Below are 22,359 nucleotides of genomic sequence, written 5' to 3' on the forward strand. Positions count from 1 at the left end.
CAATCTGGTTATACTGTGAAGACGACATTCGCCGAAAATTCGAATTTCTCAACTAAGAGAACTCACAAATTTTACCTTAGCCTGATCACCACCAGTGAAAGTGGCCATCAGTCTATCTTTCTATCACATACCCAAATTTTTAAAGAACGATCTAATCAAAAGACTAGAAATCAATATTCAACTCGAATATTCATTTCTAAACTCTCAAACTTTCGAAGCAGTTTATGGTGGAGCCAAGCGGGATCGAACCGCTGACCTCCTGCGTGCAAGGCAGGCGCTCTCCCAGCTGAGCTATGGCCCCATAACAAAATTGGTGGGTCTGGGCAGATTCGAACTGCCGACCTCACCCTTATCAGGGGTGCGCTCTAACCAACTGAGCTACAGACCCAATTTCGAGCTTGTAACTGCTAGCTGTGAGCTATCAGCTTGGAGCTTAAAGCTGCTTCTATCGTCTTCTTCAATGAATCAAGCAATTCGTGTGGGAACTTATGGAGCAGCTGATGTCGTCGATTAAGGAGGTGATCCAGCCGCAGGTTCCCCTACGGCTACCTTGTTACGACTTCACCCCAGTCATGAATCACACCGTGGTAACCGTCCTCCCGAAGGTTAGACTAGCTACTTCTGGTGCAACCCACTCCCATGGTGTGACGGGCGGTGTGTACAAGGCCCGGGAACGTATTCACCGCGACATTCTGATTCGCGATTACTAGCGATTCCGACTTCACGCAGTCGAGTTGCAGACTGCGATCCGGACTACGATCGGTTTTATGGGATTAGCTCCACCTCGCGGCTTGGCAACCCTTTGTACCGACCATTGTAGCACGTGTGTAGCCCAGGCCGTAAGGGCCATGATGACTTGACGTCATCCCCACCTTCCTCCGGTTTGTCACCGGCAGTCTCCTTAGAGTGCCCACCATAACGTGCTGGTAACTAAGGACAAGGGTTGCGCTCGTTACGGGACTTAACCCAACATCTCACGACACGAGCTGACGACAGCCATGCAGCACCTGTCTCAATGTTCCCGAAGGCACCAATCCATCTCTGGAAAGTTCATTGGATGTCAAGGCCTGGTAAGGTTCTTCGCGTTGCTTCGAATTAAACCACATGCTCCACCGCTTGTGCGGGCCCCCGTCAATTCATTTGAGTTTTAACCTTGCGGCCGTACTCCCCAGGCGGTCAACTTAATGCGTTAGCTGCGCCACTAAGAGCTCAAGGCTCCCAACGGCTAGTTGACATCGTTTACGGCGTGGACTACCAGGGTATCTAATCCTGTTTGCTCCCCACGCTTTCGCACCTCAGTGTCAGTATCAGTCCAGGTGGTCGCCTTCGCCACTGGTGTTCCTTCCTATATCTACGCATTTCACCGCTACACAGGAAATTCCACCACCCTCTACCATACTCTAGCTCGCCAGTTTTGGATGCAGTTCCCAGGTTGAGCCCGGGGATTTCACATCCAACTTAACGAACCACCTACGCGCGCTTTACGCCCAGTAATTCCGATTAACGCTTGCACCCTCTGTATTACCGCGGCTGCTGGCACAGAGTTAGCCGGTGCTTATTCTGTCGGTAACGTCAAAATTGCAGAGTATTAATCTACAACCCTTCCTCCCAACTTAAAGTGCTTTACAATCCGAAGACCTTCTTCACACACGCGGCATGGCTGGATCAGGCTTTCGCCCATTGTCCAATATTCCCCACTGCTGCCTCCCGTAGGAGTCTGGACCGTGTCTCAGTTCCAGTGTGACTGATCATCCTCTCAGACCAGTTACGGATCGTCGCCTTGGTGAGCCATTACCTCACCAACTAGCTAATCCGACCTAGGCTCATCTGATAGCGCAAGGCCCGAAGGTCCCCTGCTTTCTCCCGTAGGACGTATGCGGTATTAGCGTTCCTTTCGAAACGTTGTCCCCCACTACCAGGCAGATTCCTAGGCATTACTCACCCGTCCGCCGCTGAATTCAGGAGCAAGCTCCCTTCATCCGCTCGACTTGCATGTGTTAGGCCTGCCGCCAGCGTTCAATCTGAGCCATGATCAAACTCTTCAGTTCAAACATCTTTGGGTTTTTAAGAAACCCTAAACTTGGCTCAGCAATCGTTGGTTACATCTTTGATTTCTCGCGGAGTAACTTGTGATGCTGATAATCTTTCTGACTATCAGTCTGACTCCACAAGCACCCACACGAATTGCTTGATTCAGTTGTTAAAGAGCGGTTGGTTAAGATCTTTCGTCTCAACCGAGGCGCGCATTCTACAGCAGCCTCATTTACTGTCAAGTGATTATTTTCAGAAGTTTTCGAAGATTTCTTCAACAACTTCAACCACTTGCGCTTCCGATCTCTCGTTAGCGGGAGGCGAATTCTACAGCGTTACACGCTGCTGTCAACACCTCTTTTTCTCCGCTTTCGACCGAGAAGATCGAACCGTTGAAAGCACCCAACAAACCGGCATCTCCAACTCCTTCCAGGCTTCGATGAACTGAAGCAATCCACTATCGAAACCTACTTAACTCATTGAATTTCAAAGAGTTTTCCGTTTCGACTGCGCCGGAAGTGGGGCGAATTATAGAGACTCAGAATTCGCCGTCAACCCCTTATTTCAACTTTACTCAGATTTCAGCGTAATCCGTGCAAAAGCCTTCTTGCCCGCCTGGCAAACGTGGGTTGCGCCCAGTACATATATAAAGGAACGATCAACCACCTCACCATCTACACGCACACCACCGGAAGCCAACAGATCACGAGCAGCCGCAGAGTTCTTCACCAGTCCTGCCTTATTAAGGACAGCAGCAATCGGCATATCCTCGGCAGCAGTCAGTTCGACCTCTGGGAGATCATCCGGCAACTCACCATCCTTCATACGGTTACCCGCACCACGGTGAGCATTGGCCGCAGCCTCTTCACCATGGAAGCGCGCAACAATCTCTTCGGCCAGCTTGATCTTGATATCACGCGGGTTGGCACCCGTTTCAACATCAGCACGGAAAGCATTGATCTCATCCATCGAACGGAAGCTGAGCAACTCGAAGTAGCGCCACATCAACGCATCAGGAATCGAGACCAGCTTACTGTACATGACGCCCGGCGCTTCCTGGATACCAACGTAGTTGCCCAGCGACTTGGACATCTTCTTCACGCCATCCAGACCTTCAAGCAACGGCATCGTCAGGATGCACTGCGCTTCCTGGCCATAACCTCGCTGCAGCTCACGCCCCATCAGTAGGTTGAACTTCTGATCGGTGCCACCCAGCTCAACGTCAGCGCGCAAAGCAACCGAGTCATAACCCTGCACCAGCGGATAGAGGAATTCGTGAATGGCAATCGGCTGATTGGTGGTGTAGCGCTTGTCGAAGTCATCACGCTCGAGCATACGAGCAACGGTGTACTGCGAAGTCAGACGAATAAAGTCCGCAGGCCCCATCTGATCCATCCAGGTAGAGTTGAACGCGACTTCGGTTTTCGCCGGATCAAGAATCTTGAACACCTGAGTCTTGTAGGTCTCGGCGTTTTCCAGAACCTGCTCACGAGTCAATGGAGGGCGAGTGGCGCTCTTGCCGCTCGGATCACCGATCATTCCGGTGAAATCACCAATAAGGAAGATCACCTGATGCCCCAACTCCTGGAACTGGCGCAGCTTATTAATAAGCACAGTGTGACCAAGGTGCAGGTCCGGCGCAGTTGGATCGAAGCCGGCCTTGATTCGCAGCGGCTGGCCACGCTTGAGCTTTTCGATCAGCTCGGACTCGACCAACAGTTCTTCCGCACCACGTTTAATCAGCGCTAGCTGCTCTTCAACCGACTTCATAACAGACCCGCAAGGCTCAGATTCAAAGGGAACCAACCATACAAGATCGCGCACCAAATACAAGTTTTGCCCGGCACACGGACACCAATCCACGGACAGGGCGTCCGCAGACTTGCTTCAGAGATGATTTGGTTATATTTTATACAGTTATTTCATCTTCATCATGTCATTCATCTTTTCCAATTCATCTTTTTCAAAGTCAAATTACTTATGACCACTGAGCCGTCTAAAGCGCCACCGCTTTACCCGAAGACCCACCTGCTCGCCGCAAGTGGTATCGCCGCCCTTCTCAGCCTGGCGCTCCTGGTGTTTCCATCCAGTGATGTTGAAGCCAAAAAGACAACGCTGAGCCTTGAACTGGAAAGTCCTGCTGAACAACTGACACAAGATCAAGACGCTGCCGACGCAGCTCAAGCCACAAATGAGTCCGTAGCTTCCCCTTTCGCGCAGATCGAAAACAGCGCCGAAGAGACGCAGGAAACCGCTCAGGCTGCACCAGCGCCGACACCGGTAGCTGAAGAAAAGAAGGCCCCAAATCACAGGGAAGTGATCGTCTCCAAGGGCGATACGCTTTCTACACTGTTCGAGAAAGTCGGCCTCCCGGCCGCGGCCGTCCATGAAGTGCTGGCCAGCGATAAACAAGCCAAGCAGTTCAGTCAGCTCAAACATGGCCAGAAACTCGAATTCGAATTGAATCCACAAGGTCATCTGACCAACCTGCACAGCAAGATCAGCGACGTTGAAACCATCACCCTGACCAAGAATGACAAGGGTTATGTGTTCAACCGCGTTACCGCTAAACCGACTGTTCGCACCGCTTATGTACACGGTGTGATCAACAGCTCGCTGTCGCAGTCCGCCGCCCGTGCAGGCCTGTCCCACAGCCTGACCATGGACATGGCCAGTGTCTTTGGCTACGACGTCGACTTCGCCCAGGATATCCGCCAGGGTGACGAGTTCGATGTGATCTATGAGCAGAAAGTGGTCAACGGCAAAGCCGTTGGCAACGGTCCGATCCTGTCCGCCCGCTTCACCAACCGCGGCAAGACTTACACCGCCGTGCGTTACACCAACAAGCAGGGCAACAGCAGCTACTACACCGCAGATGGCAACAGCATGCGCAAGGCGTTCATCCGTACACCGGTGGACTTCGCCCGCATCAGCTCTAAATTTTCCATGGGCCGCAAACACCCGATCCTCAACAAGATCCGTGCCCACAAAGGCGTCGACTACGCCGCCCCGCGCGGTACGCCGATCAAGGCTGCCGGCGACGGCAAAGTGCTGCTGGCCGGCCGTCGCGGCGGTTACGGCAACACCGTGATCATCCAGCACGGCAACACTTACCGTACGCTGTATGGACACATGCAGGGCTTCGCCAAGGGCGTGAAGACCGGCGGCACAGTTAAACAGGGCCAGGTGATCGGTTACATCGGCACCACCGGCCTGTCCACCGGCCCGCACCTGCACTATGAGTTCCAGGTCAACGGTGTCCACGTCGATCCATTGGGCCAGAAGCTGCCGATGGCCGACCCGATCGCCAAATCCGAACGCGCTCGCTTCCTGGCGCAGAGCCAGCCACTGATGGCTCGTATGGATCAGGAAAAAGCCACCATGCTGGCTTCGAGCAAACGTTAACCCATGGCTCTGTATATCGGCGTGATGTCCGGCACCAGTCTCGACGGGCTGGACATCGCCCTGATCGAGCAATCCTCGGCGATCAATCTGGTCGCCACGCACTACATCCCCATGCCTGACACCCTGCGCGCCGAGCTGCTTGGCTTGTGCGCCAGCGGCCCTGACGAAATCGCCCGCTCGGCGATTGCCCAGCAGAATTGGGTGAAGCTCGCCGCGCAAGGGATCCATACCCTCCTCGAACAGCAACAGCTCAAGCCTGAAGCCATTCGCGCGATCGGCAGCCACGGCCAGACCATTCGCCATGAACCGGCGCGCGGTTTCACCGTACAGATCGGTAACCCCGCCCTGCTCACTGAACTGACCGGCATCACCGTCGTCAGCGACTTCCGTAGCCGCGATGTAGCCGCCGGTGGCCAGGGGGCCCCGCTGGTTCCGGCCTTTCATGAAGCGTTGTTCGAAGAGCGTACCGGTAACCGTGCGGTCCTGAATGTCGGCGGTTTCAGCAATCTCAGTCTGATCGAGCCGAACAAGCCTGTAGCCGGTTTCGACTGTGGGCCGGGGAATGTGCTGATGGATGCCTGGATTCATCAGCGCCGGGGCGAGAACTACGACCGCAACGGGCAATGGGCAGCCAGCGGCAAAGCTGAGCCCACCCTGCTGAAAGCCCTGCTCAGCGATCCGTTTTTCGTGACGCAAGGCCCGAAGAGCACCGGTCGCGAAGTCTTCAACCTGCCCTGGCTGGAGCAACACCTTTCGCGCCTGCCAGTGTTCCCGGCGGAGAACGTGCAAGCGACGCTGCTGGAGCTCACCGCACTGACTATTGTCGACTCACTGCAAAGCGCTCAGTCCGACACTCGGGAACTGCTGGTCTGCGGCGGTGGCGCTCACAACGCCACACTGATGAATCGTCTGGCCGGGTTGCTGCCGAACGCCAAGGTCGCCAGTACGTCGACTCATGGCGTTGATCCGGACTGGGTCGAGGCCATGGCCTTCGCCTGGCTGGCTCACTGCTGTCTGGAAGGCATCGCCGCCAATCGCCCGAGCGTCACCGGCGCCAAAGGCCTGCGTGTACTCGGCGCCATCTACCCCAACTGACAAATTGCAGATAACAAAACGCCGCAGAACCGTGAGGCTCTGCGGCGTTTTATTGTGTTCGGTGAAACGCGATCAGATCGAGAACGAGGAGCCGCAACCACAAGTGGTGGTGGCATTCGGGTTCTTGATCACGAAACGCGAACCTTCCAGACCTTCCTGATAATCCACCTCGGCACCTGCCAGGTACTGGAAGCTCATCGGATCAACCACCAGACTGACGCCTTCGCGCTCGACGATGGTGTCGTCCTCGGCCACATCCTCATCGAAGGTGAAGCCGTACTGAAACCCTGAACAACCGCCGCCCGTAACGAATACGCGCAGCTTCAAGCGATCATTCCCCTCTTCATCGACCAGGCTCTTCACCTTGTGCGCGGCACCTTGAGTGAATTGCAAAGCCGTGGGGGTGAAGGATTCGACGCTCATGCTGACTATCTCCCGGCGTTACGCCGCCATAATGCGTGATGACGCGCATTATCCGCTTGTCCTAGAAAATCGGTCAACTATTGTTACGGTATATCAATAAAGCTGATCCACTCACCAGAATGCAAAAAGGCCCGTTAGACGGGCCTTTTTACCAAGCAAGATCGGTCGTTACGGCAGCATGCCAGCGTGGGACAGGCCCAGACGCTCATCCAGCCCGAACAGGATGTTCATGTTCTGCACGGCCTGACCCGACGCGCCCTTGACCAGATTGTCGATCACAGAAAGCACCACCACCAGATCGCCATCCTGCGGACGGTGAACCGCGATGCGGCAGACGTTGGCGCCACGCACGCTACGGGTTTCCGGGTGGCTGCCGGCCGGCATCACGTCGACGAACGGCTCATTGGCATAACGCTTCTCGAACAGCGCCTGCAGATCCACCGAGCGATCCACCACCGTCGCGTAGAGCGTGGAGTGAATGCCACGGATCATCGGCGTCAGGTGCGGCACAAAAGTCAGACCGACATCCTTGCCCGCCGCACGACGCAGCCCCTGACGAATTTCCGGCAGATGACGGTGACCTTTGACCGCATAGGCCTTCATGCTTTCCGACGTCTCGGAGTACAGCGAGCCTACGGCAGCACCACGACCGGCACCGCTGACACCGGATTTGCAGTCGGCGATCAGGTGCGAAGCATCGGCAATGCCCGCCTCAAGCAACGGCAGGAAACCCAGCTGCGTCGCGGTCGGATAGCAACCCGGCACCGCGATCAGGCGTGCTTTCTTGATTTGCTCACGATTGACTTCCGGCAAGCCGTAAACCGCCTCGTCCAGCAGCTCCGGCGCGCCGTGCGGCTGGCCGTACCACTTGGCCCATTCATCGGCGTCCTGCAGACGGAAATCAGCCGACAGGTCGATGACCTTGGTGCCGGCCGCCAGCAGTTCGCCAGCCAGTGCGTGGGCAACGCCGTGGGGAGTGGCGAAGAACACCACGTCGCAAGCGCCCAGGGTCTTGATGTCCGGCACGCTGAATGCCAGACCGTCGTAGTGACCGCGCAGGTTCGGGTACATGTCAGCCACGGCCAGACCGGCCTCGGATCGGGAAGTGATGACCACCACTTCTGCCTGCGGATGCTGTGCCAACAGACGCAGCAGTTCGACACCGGTGTAACCCGTGCCGCCGACGATACCGACCTTGACCATAAACCTGCCCTCAACGAACCCACTGGAAAGCCGTCGATAATAGGGGCCGCGCGCCCCTGCGACAACCGCCAAGGTGACGTGCGGACGCTCAAGCCTCTACTATCCGGCCTACCGTGAATCAGGGAATAACCAAAAATGCTCTATCTGTGGATCAAAGCGCTACATATCGTCAGCATCGTGTGCTGGTTTGCCGGGCTGTTCTATCTTCCGCGACTGTTCGTTTATCACGCGCAAAGTGAAGACACGATCAGCAAGGAACGCTTCAGCATCATGGAGCGCAAACTCTATCGCGGCATCATGGGCCCGGCGATGATCGCCGCGCTGATCTTCGGCGGCTGGCTGATCTACCTGAACCCGAGCATCTTCAGCAGCGGTGGCTGGATCCACGCCAAACTGACCCTGGTCGTGCTGCTGATCGGTTACCACCACATGTGCGGCGCGCAGGTAAAACGTTTTGCCCGTGGCGAGAACACCCGCAGCCATGTCTTTTATCGCTGGTTCAATGAAGTGCCGGTTCTGCTATTGCTGGCTATCGTAATTCTGGTCGTGGTCAAGCCGTTCTAACTTCAACAAATACAACTTTCCGGGGTACTTCCGATGTCGCTGCCCGCACTGCTCGAACAACGTCTGCGTCTGCCTGTGGTGGCGGCGCCGATGTTCCTGATCTCCAACCCCGAACTGGTGCTGGCGTGCTGTCGCAACGGCGTGGTCGGCAGCTTTCCGGCGCTGAATCAACGCGAAAGCAGCGGATTCAAGGCCTGGCTGGAGCAGATCGAAGCAGGACTGGCGACACTGGATAACCCGGCGCCGTATGCCGTGAACCTGATCGTCCACCACAGCAACCCGCGCCTGCAGGCGGATCTGAACATCTGCGTCGAGCACAAGGTGCCCATCGTCATCACCAGCCTCGGCGCAGTGAAGGAAGTGGTAGACGCCGTACACAGTTACGGCGGCCTGGTCTTCCACGACGTGACGACCCGCCGCCATGCCGAGAAAGCCGCCGAGGCCGGTGTCGATGGCTTGATCGCCGTCGCGGCCGGTGCCGGTGGGCACGCCGGGACCTGGAGCCCGTTCTCGCTGATCGCCGAGATCCGCGAGTTCTTCGAAAAGACCCTGTTGCTTGCAGGATGTTTGAACCATGGGCACGAGATTCTCGCCGCACAACTGCTCGGCGCGGATCTGGCCTACTTCGGCACGCGATTTATCGGCACCACTGAAAGTCATGCGCCTGACGCCTACAAGCAGATGCTGCTGACTGCCAAAGCCGCCGACATCATTCATACTCCTGCCGTGTCCGGTGTTCCGGCCAGTTTCATGCGTCAAAGCCTGGAGGCCGCCGGTTTCGACATGGCAGCCCTGCAGGGCAAGGGTGAGGTGAACTTCGGCGACAAACTCAAGCCGATCAATGACGAAGCCAAGGCCTGGAAAACCGTGTGGTCGGCGGGTCAAGGCGTCGGGCAGATCGACGATCTGCCAAGCGTGGATCAACTGGTGGCGCGTCTTGATGCGGAATATCGCCAAGCCCTGGAGCACGCAGCGCAACTGCCGAAACGCTGGCCGCGCTGAATGAAACCTGGCCGGTCGCTGTCTGACTGGCCTTAGACTCAATTTATCTCGCGACAAGGATGCCTCGGCCATGAGCGAACCCCGTTACAAGATCGTTTTCGACGGCGCGCTCCAGCCCGGCGTCGATGTCACCACGGCCAAGCTCAACCTGGCCGATCTGTTCAAAAGCGATGTCGCCGCCATCGAGCGTCTGTTCAATGGCCGCACCGTCGCACTCAAGCGTGATCTGTCCCACAGCGATGCGCAGACCTATCTGCAAGCGCTGGGCAAGACCGGAATCGATGCCCGGATCGAAACGGAAACACCCATCGAACTGAATCTTTCGGATGTCCACGAGCAAAGTGCCGCTGTGACGGAGCCCGACTCGCCTTACGCGCCTCCTCGCGCCGCCGTCGGTGAAAGCCTGCCGGCATTCGCGCCTCTTAAACCGTTCAGTGTTGAAGGCCGGATCGGCCGTTTGCGTTATCTGGCATGGTCGATGGTGTTGAGCCTGGTCGCCCTGCCAATCGTCAGCGTGTTCGCACTGATCGGTCTGGGCCTGGTGAGCGCCGACTCGACGACCGGCCTGATCATCGGCGGCCTCCTCGCCTTCTTCCTGTTTTTGGCCTTCGCGATTGTCGGGATCCTGTTCAGCATCCAGCGCCTTCACGATATTGGCTGGTCCGGCTGGCTCTGGCTGCTGACGCTGGTGCCTTTCGTGGGCAGCTTCTTCCCGCTGGTGATCATGGTCGTGCCGGGCAATACCGGCGCCAATCGCTACGGTCCACCCCCTCCGCCGAACAGTACGGCAGTCAAAGTGCTGTGCTCTTTGTGGATCGTGTTTATCGGGCTGTTTTTCATGGGCGGCATGCTGGGCGGGATTACCGCCATCCAGGAAGAGTACGAAAGCAATCTTGAAAGCAGCTATGAGAGCGGTTCGGTGACCACCGATGAAATCGAGGTCGAAGTCGAACCCGCCGCGAATTCGGCAGACGATGCAGCCGAAGCCGCCCTCGCCCCTGTAGACTCTGCGAAAGAATGAACAACGCTCCCCGCCGTGACACCTGCGTCGACGGCGCGGCGCTGTTGCGATGGAGATTTGCATGACCCGTTACGCTCTGATCACCGGCGCCTCCAGTGGCATCGGCCTGGCCATGGCCGAAGCCCTGGCGCGCCGTGGCCGCAGCCTGATTCTGGTGGCCCGCCAGCGTGATCAGCTGGAAAGCATTGCGATTGAACTGACCCAACGCTTCGGCGTGGAGGTGCTGTTCCGCGCCTGCGACCTCGGTGAGCCGCTGCGCCTGTCCGGTTTCCTGCTGGAGCTGGAAGAAGGCGACCGGCAGATCGATCTGCTGGTCAATTGCGCCGGCATCGGTACTTGCGGCCCGTTTCTGGCCCAGGACTGGATGACCGAACAGGACCTGATCGAAGTGAACATCCTCGCCCTCACCCGCCTCTGCCATGCCATCGGCAACAGCATGGCGTTGCAGGGCGGCGGGCAGATTCTCAATGTCGCGTCGGTGGCGGCCTTCAACCCCGGGCCCTGGATGAGCACCTACTACGCCAGCAAGGCGTATGTTCTGCACTTCTCGGAAGCACTGCGGGTGGAATTGAAGAAGTGTGCGGTCAAAGTGTCGGTGCTCTGCCCCGGTCCGACCCGCACCGCGTTCTTTCGCACCGCGCAACTGAACAACGACAAACTCAACGCCAGCAAATTGCTGATGAGCCCCGAGGAGGTCGCGCTGTATACCGTGCGCGCCCTGGAGAAAAACCGCGCAATCATCATTCCCGGACGCCGAAACCGTTGGTTCGCCTTTCTGCCACGGCTCGGTTCGCGCTGGCTCAATCGCACGATTATCGGCATGGTCAACAAGGCTTACTGCCCGCGCTGAAAAGTCCTACGGCAAAACACTGGGCGGCCTTATCACCCTATGAGTACACTCAGGCCAGCCCAAACAACGGAGAAAACAGCTGTGGATACTCTGTTCACCAAAATCATCAACCGGGAAATCCCGGCGAAGATCATTTACGAGGACGACCAGGTTCTGGCGTTCCACGATATCGCCCCACAGGCACCGGTGCATTTTCTGGTGATCCCGAAGAAACCGGTGCGCACCCTCAATGACCTGACCGAAGACGACAAGGCACTGGCCGGGCATATCCTGTTCACCGCCCAGCGTCTGGCGCTGGAGCTGGGCTGCGAGGAAGGCTTCCGGGTGGTGATGAACTGCAATGAAATGGGCGGGCAGACGGTCTACCACATTCACATGCACGTGCTCGGTCAACGCCAGATGAACTGGCCGCCGGGCTGATTGAACCCAGAGATCGGTGGGAGCGCCCCGCTCCCACATGACCCAGCGCAAACCTTCCCCGGCCGATTCGGTTAAACTGGCCGCCGAGATTCTTCCCGGAGGTCAGCATGACTACCCAACGTCACTACTCGCCCATTGATCGTCTTCTGCTGCAAGCCGATGCCGCGATGCGTACCTTGCTGCCCTTCAGCGGCCAGCCGTACCGTCCGTCGCCAGCGATCGTGCAGCCCGATGTGCAGATGAGCGATGAAGACACCCGCCACGTCGCCGGTCTGATGCGCATCAACCACACCGGCGAAGTCTGCGCCCAGGCGCTGTATCAGGGCCAGGCGCTGACCGCCAAGCTGCCGCAGGTGCGCGAGGCCATGGAGCATGCGGCTGAAGAAGAGATCGATCATCTGGTCTGGTGCGAACAGCGCATTCACCAGTTGGGCAGTCACACCAGCGTGCTCAACCCACTGTTCTACGGCATGTCGTTCGGGATCGGCGCAGTCGCCGGGCTGATCAGCGACAAGGTCAGCCTCGGATTTGTCGCGGCGACCGAGCATCAGGTCTGCAAGCATCTGAACGAGCATCTGGAGCAACTGCCGGCCGAGGACGAAAAATCCCGGGCGATTCTGGAACAGATGCGCATAGATGAAGAACATCACGCGGAAAGCGCACTGGAGGCCGGCGGCTTCCGCTTCCCGGCGCCGGTGAAGTTCGGCATGAGCCTGTTGGCCAAAGTGATGACCAAGAGCACTTACCGGATCTGAAAGACGCCCACAAAAAAGGCGACTGCCGCAAAGCAGTCGCCTTTTTTTGTGCCCGGATTTCTTAGCTCGGCATATTGCGCGCGTAGAAGATTTCCAGCATTTCGTGCTTCACACGCTCGGTCACCTGAGCGCGTTGCTCGGAAGACAGGTTGCTGGTGGCATCGCCGAACAGGTAGTTGTCCAGTTCGAAGTTCTTCAGCAGCATTTTGGTGTGGAACAGGTTTTCCTGGTACACGTTCACGTCGGTCATCTGGTACGCGTCGCGGGTGTCTTCGGAGAGGTAGTTCTGGATCGAGTTGATCTCGTGGTCAATGAAGTGCTTGTTACCTTCAACGTCACGGGTGAAGCCGCGCACACGGTAATCCACGGTCACGATGTCCGAATCGAACTGGTGAATGAGGAAGTTGAGCGCTTTGAGCGGTGAAATGACACCACAGGTCGACACATCGATGTCCACACGGAAGGTCGCAATACCGGCGTCCGGATGGATTTCCGGGTAGGTGTGCACCGTGATATGGCTCTTGTCGAGGTGGGCCAGGATGATTTCGGGCAATGGGCCCGGGGACTCTTCGATCTGGCTTTCGGTGGGGGTCACCGGCTCTTCCGAGATCAGAATCGTGACGCTGGCACCCTGAGGCTCATAGTTCTGACTCGCAATGTTCAGAATGTTGGCACCAATGATTTCGACAACTTCCGTGAGGATCTGCGTCAGGCGTTCGGCGTTGTACTCTTGATTGATGTACTCGACGTAAGCCTGCTGGTCTTGCGGGGTTTCCGCGTAGCAGATGTCATAGATGTTGAAGCTCAAGGTCTTTGTCAGGTTATTGAACCCGTGGAGCTTGAGTTTGCTTTTCACCGTTAAAAACTCTCTATGTATGCGGCACGGCCGCGTGATCAAGCATGCCCGTCAAGTGCGAACAACGCACCTGCGTAGGACGGTTAACACCTCTTCGCGATGGCGATTTTGGTTATCTGTTCAGGCGGATGACCCGTCGATTGACTGATCACGGCCCTGAAAAAAGTGGCGCATTATGCAGACGTCAGCGGGGGATCGCCAGAGTCTGCACTGCTTTTATGATAGTTGAATGTCGGCTCAGCCGAGTTCAACGATTTCGTAGTCGTGGGTGATCGCTACGCCAGCCGCGCCGAGCATGATCGAGGCCGAGCAATACTTCTCCGCAGACAGTTCGATGGCGCGTTTGACCTGGGCTTCTTTCAAACCCCGACCCTTGACCACGAAGTGCATGTGGATCTTGGTGAACACTTTCGGATCTTCGGTCGCGCGTTCGGCATCCAGAAAGGCTTCGCAGCTTTCAACGGCCTGACGGGACTTCTTCAAAATGCTGACCACGTCGAAATTGCTGCAACCGCCGACACCCAGCAGGAGCATTTCCATCGGGCGGACACCCAGGTTACGACCACCGGCGTCCGGCGGACCGTCCATGACCACGACATGACCGCTGCCGGATTCGCCGAGGAACATGGCTTCGCCAGCCCATTGGATGCGTGCCTTCATCGCCAAGACTCCACTGTAGAAAAAAGGGTCGCCAGCTTAGCACAGGGCCCTGCCCGGACAGCGAGCAGGTTCCTAGGACGAATGCACCTTTAACGTAGGTGATTTCTCGAAATTTCGACGAAGTGTCTGGTAAGCTGGCGCCAATTCACTGGCGCCTTCGCCAGACTGTGTAGCGACCGCCTCAGCGCCTCATATAAAAACCAAATATAACCGTGCAGTCTTTTCGGGATACAACCATGGTTGGTATTACCCCCACACCCAAAATCAAGAACCTCGACAAGCTGCTGATGCATTGCCAGCGCCGCCGTCACGCGGCCAAGAGCAACATCATCTGCGCCGGGGATCGTTCCGACACGCTGTACTTCATCATCCGCGGTTCGGTCACGATCCTGATCGAGGATGACGACGGCCGCGAGATGATCATCGCCTACCTGAATGCCGGGGACTTCTTCGGCGAGCTGGGTTTGTTCGAAGAAGCCGGCCAGGAACAGCAGCGCAGCGCCTGGGTGCGGGCAAAGGTTGAATGCGAAGTCGCGGAAATCAGCTACGCCAAGTTCCGAGAACTGTCGCAGCAGGATCCGGACATTCTTTACGTGCTCAGCGGACAAATCGCACAACGTCTGCGCAACACCACACGCAAGGTCGGCGACCTGGCATTCTTTGACGTCACCGGTCGTGTCGCTCGCTGCCTGCTGGAACTGTGCAAGCAACCCGACGCGATGACTCACCCGGACGGCATGCAGATCAAGGTGACCCGTCAGGAAATCGGCCGGATTGTCGGTTGTTCGCGAGAGATGGTCGGTCGCGTGCTCAAGGATCTTGAGGAACGCAACCTGGTGGATGTGAAAGGCAAGACCATGGTGGTCTTCGGCACTCGCTGAGTTCCAAAGCTCAGCCGGCGTAGACCTGCGCCAGCATCAAACGGAAGAGTTCATCGAGACGCGCCAGTGCATGGGGCGCCGGGAATTTTTCATGCAGAGCGATGTGGCTGGCGGCACGAACCCGCTGCTCCAGACCACACGCTTCGTTGAAGCGGTTGACCGCCGCGACCATCGACTCACGTTCGTCATCCACCAGCATCGCCCCGTGAACCAACCCCACCGGACGCTGACCACCCTGACTCTGGCGCCAGCGCTGCGCGGTGCCGACCATCTTGCGACCGTCGAGATTGACGTTGAAGCGACCGTCGCAGAACGCACCGTCGATTTCACCCAACGACGAAGTCCCACCCAACTCATCCAGCAACTCGCAGATCGGATCGCACAACCGCCGGTAGCCGGTTTCGATGCGGTTCAAATCGCCTTCGCTGCGAGGCGGTGCGTAGACCAGTGCAATGTTGATGGTGGAAGCCGATTGCGGAACCGGTTCGCCGCCGGTTTCACGCAGCAACACCGGCCAACCGGCAGCAGCGGAGACTTCGCAGGCGTGATCGAATCCGGGCAAGCGGTTCAAACGGCGCGGCATGACCAAAGCGCGATCGCTGGGCTGCCAGAACAGCAAGCCAAATTCGGCATCACCGGCGCAGACCGAGGCCAGCAGATCCTGTTCGGCTTGCAGGCCGGCTTCGATGGTCAGGGAAGTGGGGATCATAAGGTTTCCATAGGACGTTGAGTCTGAGGTGAATCTTATGCCGCCTTCGCGGGCAAGCCCGCTCCCACAAGGGGACGGGCGCCTGCGAAGACTCGATCAGTCGAGGGTCGAACCGCTCACCGGAACGCCGCGCTCCGGGAAGAACAGACGCTGCAGTTCAATGCCCGGGCTTTCGGCGCGCATGAACGCTTCGCCGACCAGGAACGCATAGACATCGCTGATTTCCATCAACTCGACATCGGCACGATTGAGGATGCCGCTCTCAGTGATGACCAGGCGATCACGCGGAATGCGCGGCAGCAAGTCGAGGGTGGTTTCCAGACTCACGTCAAAGGTGTGCAGATTGCGGTTGTTGACTCCGACCAGCGGCGTGTCGAGGGTTTTCAACGCGCGTTCCAGCTCATCGCCGTCGTGCACTTCCACCAGCACATCGAGGCCGACATCTTTGGCCACCGACGCCAGTTCGGCCATTTTCACGTCATCCAGCGCGGAGACGATCAACAACACGCAATCGGCGCCCAAGGCACGGGCTTCGACGATCTGGTACGGATCGATCATGAAATCCTTGCGGATCACCGGCAGCGAGCACGCAGCGCGGGCCTGTTGCAGGTAGGCATCGGCGCCCTGGAAATAGTCGATATCGGTCAGCACCGACAGGCAGGTCGCCCCGCCCTTCTCGTAGCTTTTGGCGATCTCGGCGGGAACGAAGTTCTCGCGGATCACGCCTTTGCTCGGCGACGCCTTCTTGATTTCGGCGATCACTGCCGGTTGTTTCTTCTTGGCCTGCGCCAGCAATGCCTGGGCAAAACCACGGGGTGCATCGGCCGCCTTGGCCAGACTTTCCAGCTCGCTCAGGCTCACACGAGCGCTACGCTCGGCGACTTCCTGAACCTTGCGGGCCAGAATGTTTTCCAGAACCGTCGGTACACTCATCCCTCATTCTCCACTTTGAATACCGCGGTAAAGGCACCCAACTCCTCGAGTTTTTCCCGAGCAAGACCGGTGTGCAGAGCGTCGTGGGCCAGTGCCACGCCCTCTTTCAGACTTGTCGCCAGGTCGGCGGCGTACAGCGCCGCACCGGCATTGAGCACGATCATTTCGGCAGCCTTCTGGCCGTTCTCGGTCTTGCGCTTGCCCAGTGCATCGCGGATCAGCGCCAGCGACGCTTCCGGGCCTTCGACCGACAGGCCATGCAGGCTCTGGCTCTTCATGCCCAGATCTTCCGGCTCGACCCAATACTCGGAGATCTGATCGTCTTTCAGCTCGGCGACAAAGGTCGGCGCCGCCAGGCTGAATTCGTCCAGACCGTCCTTCGAATGCACCACCAGCACGTGCTTGCTGCCCAGACGCTGCAAGACTTCAGCCAACGGCCGGCACAGCGCCGGGGTGAACACGCCCACCACCTGATGTTTCACACCGGCCGGATTCGTAAGCGGGCCGAGCATGTTGAACAGGGTGCGCAGACCGAGATCGCGACGCGGGCCGGCGGCGTACTTCATGGCTTTGTGGTGAGTCTGGGCAAACATAAAACCGATGCCGACGTTATCGATGCAGCGCGCCACCTGAACCGGGGTCAGGTTGAGGTAGATGCCGGCGGCTTCCAGCAGGTCGGCACTGCCGCTCTTGCCCGACACCGCACGGTTACCGTGCTTGGCCACGGTGCAACCGGCCGCAGCGACCACAAAGGAAGACGCGGTCGACACGTTGAAAATGTTTGCCCCGTCACCGCCGGTGCCGACCACATCGACCACGCCGTCGAGGGTCTTGAGTTCGACCTTGTCCGCCAGTTCGCGCATCACCGACACGGCGCCGACGATTTCGTCGATGCTCTCGCTCTTCATGCGCATGGCCATCATGAACGCGCCGATCTGCGCATCCGTGCATTGGCCGGTCATGATTTCGCGCATCACGTCGCGCATTTCATCGGTGCTGAGGTCGAGATGATCGACGATACGGCTCAGGGCTGTCTTGATATTCATGGAAAGTCCTTAGCGCGTGCCGCCGGTTTGTTTGAGGAAGTTGGCGAACAGTTCATGGCCCTGCTCGGTGAGGATCGATTCCGGGTGGAACTGTACGCCCTCGATGTTCAGGGTCTTGTGACGCAGGCCCATGATTTCGTCGACCGAACCGTCATCGTGCTGGGTCCACGCGGTCAGCTCCAGGCAATCGGGCAACGTTTCGTGTTTGACGATCAGGGAATGATAGCGGGTGACGGTCAGCGGACGGTTCAGACCGGCAAACACGCCCTTGTCCTCGTGGAATACCGGGCTAGTCTTACCGTGCATCACCTGGCGGGCGCGGACGACATCGCCGCCAAAAGCCTGGCCGATGGACTGATGGCCGAGGCAGACGCCGAGGATCGGCAGTTTGCCGGCGAAATGCTTGATGGCTTCGATGGAGATGCCGGCTTCGGTCGGTGTGCACGGGCCCGGGGAAACCACGATCCGCTCAGGGTTGAGCGCTTCGATTTCGGCGATGGTCAGTTCGTCGTTGCGCACCACCTTGACCTCGGCACCCAGCTCGCCGAGGTATTGCACAACGTTATAAGTAAAGGAGTCGTAGTTGTCGATCATCAGCAACATGGCGTTTCGAACCTCTTGAATTCTGACTTGAAGACAGCCTTCGGATGACTTGCCAGGGCGCTGCACACGGTCAGACGCGCAGGTCGCGTCGGCACAGCGGCATTTCAAACGGGCAAGGAAGGCAAAGCGATACAGATCCGGCGGGGCCGGCAGAATAGATTCAGGCGCGCCAACGCCAGCGGGCGTGTGCCTTGATGACTTGATCCAGAAGTTTGCTGGTGATCAACACGGGGAAGGTCTCGTTCATACGTTTCGGCACAGTAACTTAGCTGGGCGGAGCGTGCAATATGGCCGGGGCCGTGGGGGATAAAACAATGGGAGGGTTGACGACCGATGGCAAATCGCCGGAAGTTTTTGGTACTGTCGTTTCGTTCACTACAACAATAAATAAACGGACTTGCTCATGATCAAACAGACGTTGTTTGTACCGCTCGCCGGATGCCTGCTCGCGATGGCCTGCGCCCAGGCGAACGCCGCACCCAATCCTTATTCGAATTTCGTGGTCTTCGGTGACAGCCTGAGCGATGCCGGGACTTTCACTGACAGCGGCGGCCCGGCCGGCGCCACGCAGCGCTACACCAACCGCACCGGCCCGGTCTATCTGGACGGCAGCGGTGAACTCCGCTCGCTGAACTCGACGCAACTGCTCGGTGGCCGACTTGGCTTCACACCGGATCAAACCGCCTCCTCGTCCTCAGCGGTACGTGCCGGCCAAGGCCAGCCGGACGGTAACAACTGGGCCGTGGGCGGCTATCGTACCGACCAGATTCTCGACTCGATCACCAGCCAGTCCGCCACTGGTGAACGTACCCGCGCCGGTTATCTGCCGTCGAACGGTTTCCGTGCCGACCCGAATGCCCTGTATTACCTGACCGGGGGCGGCAACGATTTCCTCCAGGGCCGCGTCACCAGCCTGACTCAGGCGAATGCCGCCGCTGATCGACTGGTCGACAGCGTACGCACACTGCAAGGCGCCGGCGCCCGTTACATCATGGTCTGGCTGTTGCCGGACATCGGCCTGACGCCAGCCATCAACGGTTCGCCGCTGCAAGCGTTCACTTCGCAACTCAGCGCCCAGTTCAACACCGAACTGGTCAGCCAGTTGCAGAGCGTCAATGCCAACGTCATCCCGCTGAACGTCCCGGTTCTGCTCAAAGAGGCATTCGCCAATCCGGCGCAGTTCGGCCTGGCGACCGACCAGAATCTGGTCGGCACCTGCTTCAGCGGCAACAGCTGCACGGAGAACGCGCGGTACGGGATCAACAGCGCCACCCCGGATCCGACCAAGCTGATTTACAACGACGCCGTTCACCCAACGGAAGCCGGGCAACGCCTGATTGCCGATTACGCCTACTCGCTGCTGGCCGCACCATGGGAAGCGACCCTGTTGCCGCAAATGGCCCAAGGCACCCTGCGCTCGCATCAGGATGAACTGCGCAACCAGTGGCTGGCGGATTGGCAAAACTGGCAGGCCGTTGGCCAATGGCGGGCGATTGTCGCCGGTGGCGGCCAGCATCAGGACTTCGACAGCCAGCGCAGCGGCGCCAGCGCCGACGGCAACGGTTACAACCTGAACATCGGCGGCAGCTACCGCCTCAACGACGCATGGCGCGTGGGCGTGGCGGCCGGTTTCTACAATCAGAAACTCGAGGCCGGCGACAACGACTCGGACTACAAGCTGAACACTTATCTGGGCACCGCATTCGCCCAGTACCAGCAGAACCGCTGGTGGGGTGACGCCGCCGTGACCGCCGGGCATCTGGATTACGACAGCCTCAAACGCAAATTCCAGCTGGGAGTCAACGAACGCGGCGAGAAAGGCGATACCGACGGCTATGTTCTGGCCTTCAGCGGACGCGTGGGTTACGACATTGCGCCAGAAGCGAGCAGCCCATGGCACCTGTCGCCATTCGTCAGTGCCGACTTTGCCAAGGTTGAAGTCGATGGCTATTCGGAAAACGGCGCCGACTCCACCGCGCTGACGTTCGATGACCAGTCGCGCATTTCCCGCCGTCTCGGCCTCGGGATCCAGGGCAAGTACCAGATCACCTCGCAGACCCAGGTGTTCGGCGAACTGGCCCATGAGCGCGAGTACAACGACGACACCCAGCATGTGACGATGAACCTCAATAGCCTGCCGAACAACCGCTATACCCTGGCCGGCTATGCCCCTCAAACCAACCTCAACCGCCTGAACCTCGGCGTGAGCCACAACCTCACCAAGGATCTGGCATTGCGCGCCAGCTACGACATCCGCAAGGATGACGACTTCACCCAGCAAGGGATCAACGTCGGCGTAGCGCTCGACTTCTGATTCGCAGGCCATAAAAAAACGCGGCGCCCTCACAGGCGCCGCGTTTTTTTTGGCTGAATCAGCAATCACTCAGTCCGGGGTTTGCTCGGCCAGTGCAACAGCGCGGAACATCGCCCGGCGCTTGTTGATGGTTTCTTCCCATTCCAGCGCCGGCACCGAGTCGGCGACGATGCCGCCACCGGCCTGCACGTGCAGTTCGCCGTTCTTGATCACTGCGGTACGGATCGCAATCGCGGTGTCCATGTTGCCGTTCCAGGCGAAGTACCCGACCGCGCCGCCATACACGCCACGCTTGACCGGCTCCAGCTCGTCGATGATTTCCATCGCCCGGATCTTCGGCGCGCCGGACAAGGTGCCCGCCGGCAGAATCGCTCGCAGCGCATCCATCGCCGTCAGCCCGGCTTTCAACTGGCCGGTGACGTTGGACACGATGTGCATCACGTTGGAATAACGCTCGATGACCATTTTCTCGGTGAGCTTCACCGAGCCGATCTCCGATACGCGCCCGGTGTCGTTGCGACCGAGGTCGATCAGCATCAGGTGCTCGGCGATCTCCTTGTCGTCGGACAGCAGGTCTTCTTCCAGCGCCACGTCCGCCTCTTCGGTGGCCCCGCGAGGACGGGTGCCGGCAATCGGGCGCACGGTGATCAGGTTGTCTTCGACCCGCACCAGCACTTCGGGCGAACTGCCGACGACGTGGAAATCGCCGAAGTTGAAGAAGTACATGTACGGCGTCGGGTTGAAGCAACGCAGTGCGCGGTACAGATCGATCGGCGCCGCCTTGAAGTCGATCGACATGCGCTGGGACGGCACCACCTGCATGCAGTCACCGGCGAGGATGTATTCCTTGATGGTGTCGACGGCTTTTTCGTAGTCGTCCTGAGTGAAACTGGAGCGGAACAACGGCTCGGCCGCCTGCTGCTTGCTGAAATCCAGGCCACGGCGCGGGGTGATCGGCTGACGCAGTTTTTCCAGCAGTTGCTGCAATTGCGCCTGGCCCTGCTCGTAGGCATCGGCCTGTGCCGGGTCGGCCAGCACGATCGCGTGCATCTTGCCGGCGAGGTTGTCGAACACCACCACCGCATCGGAGACCATCAGCAGAATGTCCGGCACGCCCAGCGGATCCGGATTCGGGCATTTGCCGAGGCGCTTCTCTACATAACGCACGCAGTCGTAACCGAAGTAACCCACCAGACCGCCGTTGAAGCGCGGCAGACCGGCAATGGTCGGCACGTTGTAGCGGGCCTTGAAGGTTTCGACGAAGGCCAGCGGATCTTCGACGTCATGGCTTTCGGTCTCGACGCCATCGACGGTGATACTCACGTGATGGTCGTGAACCCGCAGCACGGTGCGGCACGGCAGGCCGATGATCGAGTAACGGCCCCATTTCTCGCCGCCCTGCACCGATTCGAGCAGGTAGGAGTTGGGCTGGTCGGCCAGTTTCAGGTAGATCGACAGCGGGGTGTCGAAGTCGGCCAGGGTTTCGCAGGCCAGCGGAATGCGGTTGTAGCCGTCAGCGGCCAGACGCAGGAATTCTTCGCGGATCATAGGGTGCCTCGTGGTGTGAGGGGCAAATCAGTCAGGTGTG

At 58.5% G+C, this 22,359-nt stretch carries 20 protein-coding genes, 2 tRNA genes and 1 rRNA gene; 10 read left to right on the forward strand and 13 right to left on the reverse strand.

From position 1 onward, the window contains the following. Positions 1-225 precede the first annotated feature (225 nt). From PDR5_RS25940 to tyrS, 4 genes are all read right to left on the reverse strand, one after another. Positions 226-301 (reverse strand) — tRNA-Ala (locus PDR5_RS25940). A 10-nt stretch (positions 302-311) separates the two neighbouring features. Continuing rightward, positions 312-388, reverse strand: a tRNA-Ile gene (locus PDR5_RS25945). A 123-nt stretch (positions 389-511) separates the two neighbouring features. Continuing rightward, positions 512-2,048, reverse strand: a 16S ribosomal RNA gene (locus PDR5_RS25950). 553 nt (positions 2,049-2,601) lie between these two features. Continuing rightward, positions 2,602-3,801, reverse strand: coding sequence for a tyrosine--tRNA ligase (tyrS, locus tag PDR5_RS25955; protein WP_064599794.1), 1,200 nt, complete (start codon positions 3,799-3,801; stop codon positions 2,602-2,604). Positions 3,802-4,011: 210 nt separating this feature from the next. On the opposite strand from tyrS, the gene PDR5_RS25960 reads away from it, so the two are divergent. Further along, positions 4,012-5,436 (forward strand): peptidoglycan DD-metalloendopeptidase family protein, encoded by a 1,425-nt coding sequence (locus PDR5_RS25960; protein ID WP_064599796.1) that lies wholly within the window; start codon positions 4,012-4,014, stop codon positions 5,434-5,436. A gap of 3 nt (positions 5,437-5,439) precedes the next feature. Continuing rightward, positions 5,440-6,531, forward strand: a complete 1,092-nt coding sequence (locus tag PDR5_RS25965) for an anhydro-N-acetylmuramic acid kinase (protein ID WP_064599798.1) — start codon at positions 5,440-5,442, stop codon at positions 6,529-6,531. 72 nt (positions 6,532-6,603) lie between these two features. Here the strand turns inward: PDR5_RS25965 and erpA are convergent, their stop codons facing one another. Both erpA and argC read right to left on the reverse strand, forming a co-directional pair. Beyond that, a complete protein-coding gene (erpA, locus tag PDR5_RS25970) occupies positions 6,604-6,954 on the reverse strand; it encodes an iron-sulfur cluster insertion protein ErpA (protein WP_003228776.1) in 351 nt (116 codons plus the stop codon). A 168-nt stretch (positions 6,955-7,122) separates the two neighbouring features. Then, complete coding sequence (gene argC, locus PDR5_RS25975) at positions 7,123-8,157, reverse strand: N-acetyl-gamma-glutamyl-phosphate reductase (RefSeq protein ID WP_064599800.1); 1,035 nt, start codon at positions 8,155-8,157, stop codon at positions 7,123-7,125. Between the two features lie 135 nt (positions 8,158-8,292). Between argC and hemJ the strand changes: the two genes are divergently transcribed. The 6 genes from hemJ (at position 8,293) to coq7 (ending at position 12,769) form a co-directional block, all read left to right on the forward strand. After that, complete coding sequence (hemJ, locus tag PDR5_RS25980) at positions 8,293-8,721, forward strand: protoporphyrinogen oxidase HemJ (RefSeq protein WP_011336184.1); 429 nt, start codon at positions 8,293-8,295, stop codon at positions 8,719-8,721. Between the two features lie 33 nt (positions 8,722-8,754). Continuing rightward, a complete protein-coding gene (locus PDR5_RS25985; protein ID WP_064599802.1) occupies positions 8,755-9,723 on the forward strand; it encodes an NAD(P)H-dependent flavin oxidoreductase in 969 nt (322 codons plus the stop codon). Between the two features lie 70 nt (positions 9,724-9,793). Further along, positions 9,794-10,744 carry a DUF805 domain-containing protein gene (locus PDR5_RS25990; protein ID WP_064599804.1) on the forward strand — a complete coding sequence of 317 codons (951 nt, stop codon included), beginning with the start codon at positions 9,794-9,796 and terminating at the stop codon, positions 10,742-10,744. A gap of 61 nt (positions 10,745-10,805) precedes the next feature. Beyond that, complete coding sequence (locus PDR5_RS25995) at positions 10,806-11,594, forward strand: SDR family NAD(P)-dependent oxidoreductase (protein WP_064599806.1); 789 nt, start codon at positions 10,806-10,808, stop codon at positions 11,592-11,594. 81 nt (positions 11,595-11,675) lie between these two features. Then, positions 11,676-12,014, forward strand: coding sequence for a histidine triad nucleotide-binding protein (locus tag PDR5_RS26000; protein ID WP_007956318.1), 339 nt, complete (start codon positions 11,676-11,678; stop codon positions 12,012-12,014). A 107-nt stretch (positions 12,015-12,121) separates the two neighbouring features. Further along, the gene (gene coq7, locus PDR5_RS26005) at positions 12,122-12,769 is read left to right on the forward strand and encodes a 2-polyprenyl-3-methyl-6-methoxy-1,4-benzoquinone monooxygenase (RefSeq protein WP_007956317.1); all 648 of its coding nucleotides are present in this window, start codon (positions 12,122-12,124) and stop codon (positions 12,767-12,769) included. Positions 12,770-12,830: 61 nt separating this feature from the next. Here the strand turns inward: coq7 and speD are convergent, their stop codons facing one another. Next, the gene (gene speD, locus PDR5_RS26010) at positions 12,831-13,625 is read right to left on the reverse strand and encodes an adenosylmethionine decarboxylase (protein WP_007956315.1); all 795 of its coding nucleotides are present in this window, start codon (positions 13,623-13,625) and stop codon (positions 12,831-12,833) included. Between the two features lie 237 nt (positions 13,626-13,862). Next, positions 13,863-14,285, reverse strand: a complete 423-nt coding sequence (locus PDR5_RS26015; protein WP_016772921.1) for an OsmC family protein — start codon at positions 14,283-14,285, stop codon at positions 13,863-13,865. 236 nt (positions 14,286-14,521) lie between these two features. Here PDR5_RS26015 and crp point away from each other — a divergent pair, with 236 nt between their 5' ends. After that, on the forward strand, positions 14,522-15,166 hold the full coding sequence (gene crp / locus PDR5_RS26020) for a cAMP-activated global transcriptional regulator CRP (protein ID WP_011336190.1): 645 nt from the start codon (positions 14,522-14,524) through the stop codon (positions 15,164-15,166). Positions 15,167-15,176: 10 nt separating this feature from the next. Here crp and PDR5_RS26025 read toward each other — a convergent pair whose 3' ends face one another. The 4 genes from PDR5_RS26025 to PDR5_RS26040 all read right to left on the reverse strand — a co-directional run bounded on the left by PDR5_RS26025 (position 15,177) and on the right by PDR5_RS26040 (position 18,457). Further along, entirely contained in the window at positions 15,177-15,875 is a 699-nt protein-coding gene (locus PDR5_RS26025) for a lipoate--protein ligase family protein (protein WP_064599808.1), read from the reverse strand. A gap of 96 nt (positions 15,876-15,971) precedes the next feature. After that, entirely contained in the window at positions 15,972-16,808 is an 837-nt protein-coding gene (gene trpC, locus PDR5_RS26030; protein WP_039768100.1) for an indole-3-glycerol phosphate synthase TrpC, read from the reverse strand. Next, complete coding sequence (gene trpD / locus PDR5_RS26035; protein WP_064599810.1) at positions 16,805-17,854, reverse strand: anthranilate phosphoribosyltransferase; 1,050 nt, start codon at positions 17,852-17,854, stop codon at positions 16,805-16,807. The genes trpC and trpD overlap by 4 nt, the downstream gene beginning before the upstream one ends. 9 nt (positions 17,855-17,863) lie before the next feature. Beyond that, positions 17,864-18,457 carry an aminodeoxychorismate/anthranilate synthase component II gene (locus PDR5_RS26040; RefSeq protein WP_007956309.1) on the reverse strand — a complete coding sequence of 198 codons (594 nt, stop codon included), beginning with the start codon at positions 18,455-18,457 and terminating at the stop codon, positions 17,864-17,866. A 403-nt stretch (positions 18,458-18,860) separates the two neighbouring features. On the opposite strand from PDR5_RS26040, the gene estP reads away from it, so the two are divergent. Beyond that, positions 18,861-20,771 carry an esterase EstP gene (gene estP, locus PDR5_RS26045; protein ID WP_064599811.1) on the forward strand — a complete coding sequence of 637 codons (1,911 nt, stop codon included), beginning with the start codon at positions 18,861-18,863 and terminating at the stop codon, positions 20,769-20,771. A gap of 69 nt (positions 20,772-20,840) precedes the next feature. Here estP and trpE read toward each other — a convergent pair whose 3' ends face one another. Further along, positions 20,841-22,319, reverse strand: coding sequence for an anthranilate synthase component I (gene trpE / locus PDR5_RS26050; protein WP_064599813.1), 1,479 nt, complete (start codon positions 22,317-22,319; stop codon positions 20,841-20,843). Positions 22,320-22,359: the final 40 nt, after the last annotated feature.

This window comes from Pseudomonas sp. DR 5-09 (assembly GCF_001655595.1).
Lineage (GTDB): Bacteria > Pseudomonadota > Gammaproteobacteria > Pseudomonadales > Pseudomonadaceae > Aquipseudomonas > Aquipseudomonas pharyngis.

What these genes read in the sequence shown, in the direction of transcription:
- PDR5_RS25985 (WP_064599802.1), top strand. Translation starts at nt 8,755, where the DNA reads ATGTCGCTGCCCGCACTGCTCGAACAACGTCTGCGTCTGCCTGTGGTG.
- coq7 (WP_007956317.1), top strand. Translation starts at nt 12,122, where the DNA reads ATGACTACCCAACGTCACTACTCGCCCATTGATCGTCTTCTGCTGCAA.
- PDR5_RS26040 (WP_007956309.1), bottom strand. Translation starts at nt 18,457, where the DNA reads ATGTTGCTGATGATCGACAACTACGACTCCTTTACTTATAACGTTGTG.
- estP (WP_064599811.1), top strand. Translation starts at nt 18,861, where the DNA reads ATGATCAAACAGACGTTGTTTGTACCGCTCGCCGGATGCCTGCTCGCG.
- trpE (WP_064599813.1), bottom strand. Translation starts at nt 22,319, where the DNA reads ATGATCCGCGAAGAATTCCTGCGTCTGGCCGCTGACGGCTACAACCGC.
- PDR5_RS25990 (WP_064599804.1), top strand. Translation starts at nt 9,794, where the DNA reads ATGAGCGAACCCCGTTACAAGATCGTTTTCGACGGCGCGCTCCAGCCC.
- hemJ (WP_011336184.1), top strand. Translation starts at nt 8,293, where the DNA reads ATGCTCTATCTGTGGATCAAAGCGCTACATATCGTCAGCATCGTGTGC.
- erpA (WP_003228776.1), bottom strand. Translation starts at nt 6,954, where the DNA reads ATGAGCGTCGAATCCTTCACCCCCACGGCTTTGCAATTCACTCAAGGT.
- crp (WP_011336190.1), top strand. Translation starts at nt 14,522, where the DNA reads ATGGTTGGTATTACCCCCACACCCAAAATCAAGAACCTCGACAAGCTG.
- PDR5_RS25960 (WP_064599796.1), top strand. Translation starts at nt 4,012, where the DNA reads ATGACCACTGAGCCGTCTAAAGCGCCACCGCTTTACCCGAAGACCCAC.
- argC (WP_064599800.1), bottom strand. Translation starts at nt 8,157, where the DNA reads ATGGTCAAGGTCGGTATCGTCGGCGGCACGGGTTACACCGGTGTCGAA.
- tyrS (WP_064599794.1), bottom strand. Translation starts at nt 3,801, where the DNA reads ATGAAGTCGGTTGAAGAGCAGCTAGCGCTGATTAAACGTGGTGCGGAA.
- PDR5_RS26025 (WP_064599808.1), bottom strand. Translation starts at nt 15,875, where the DNA reads ATGATCCCCACTTCCCTGACCATCGAAGCCGGCCTGCAAGCCGAACAG.
- PDR5_RS25965 (WP_064599798.1), top strand. Translation starts at nt 5,440, where the DNA reads ATGGCTCTGTATATCGGCGTGATGTCCGGCACCAGTCTCGACGGGCTG.
- PDR5_RS26015 (WP_016772921.1), bottom strand. Translation starts at nt 14,285, where the DNA reads ATGAAGGCACGCATCCAATGGGCTGGCGAAGCCATGTTCCTCGGCGAA.
- trpC (WP_039768100.1), bottom strand. Translation starts at nt 16,808, where the DNA reads ATGAGTGTACCGACGGTTCTGGAAAACATTCTGGCCCGCAAGGTTCAG.
- trpD (WP_064599810.1), bottom strand. Translation starts at nt 17,854, where the DNA reads ATGAATATCAAGACAGCCCTGAGCCGTATCGTCGATCATCTCGACCTC.
- PDR5_RS25995 (WP_064599806.1), top strand. Translation starts at nt 10,806, where the DNA reads ATGACCCGTTACGCTCTGATCACCGGCGCCTCCAGTGGCATCGGCCTG.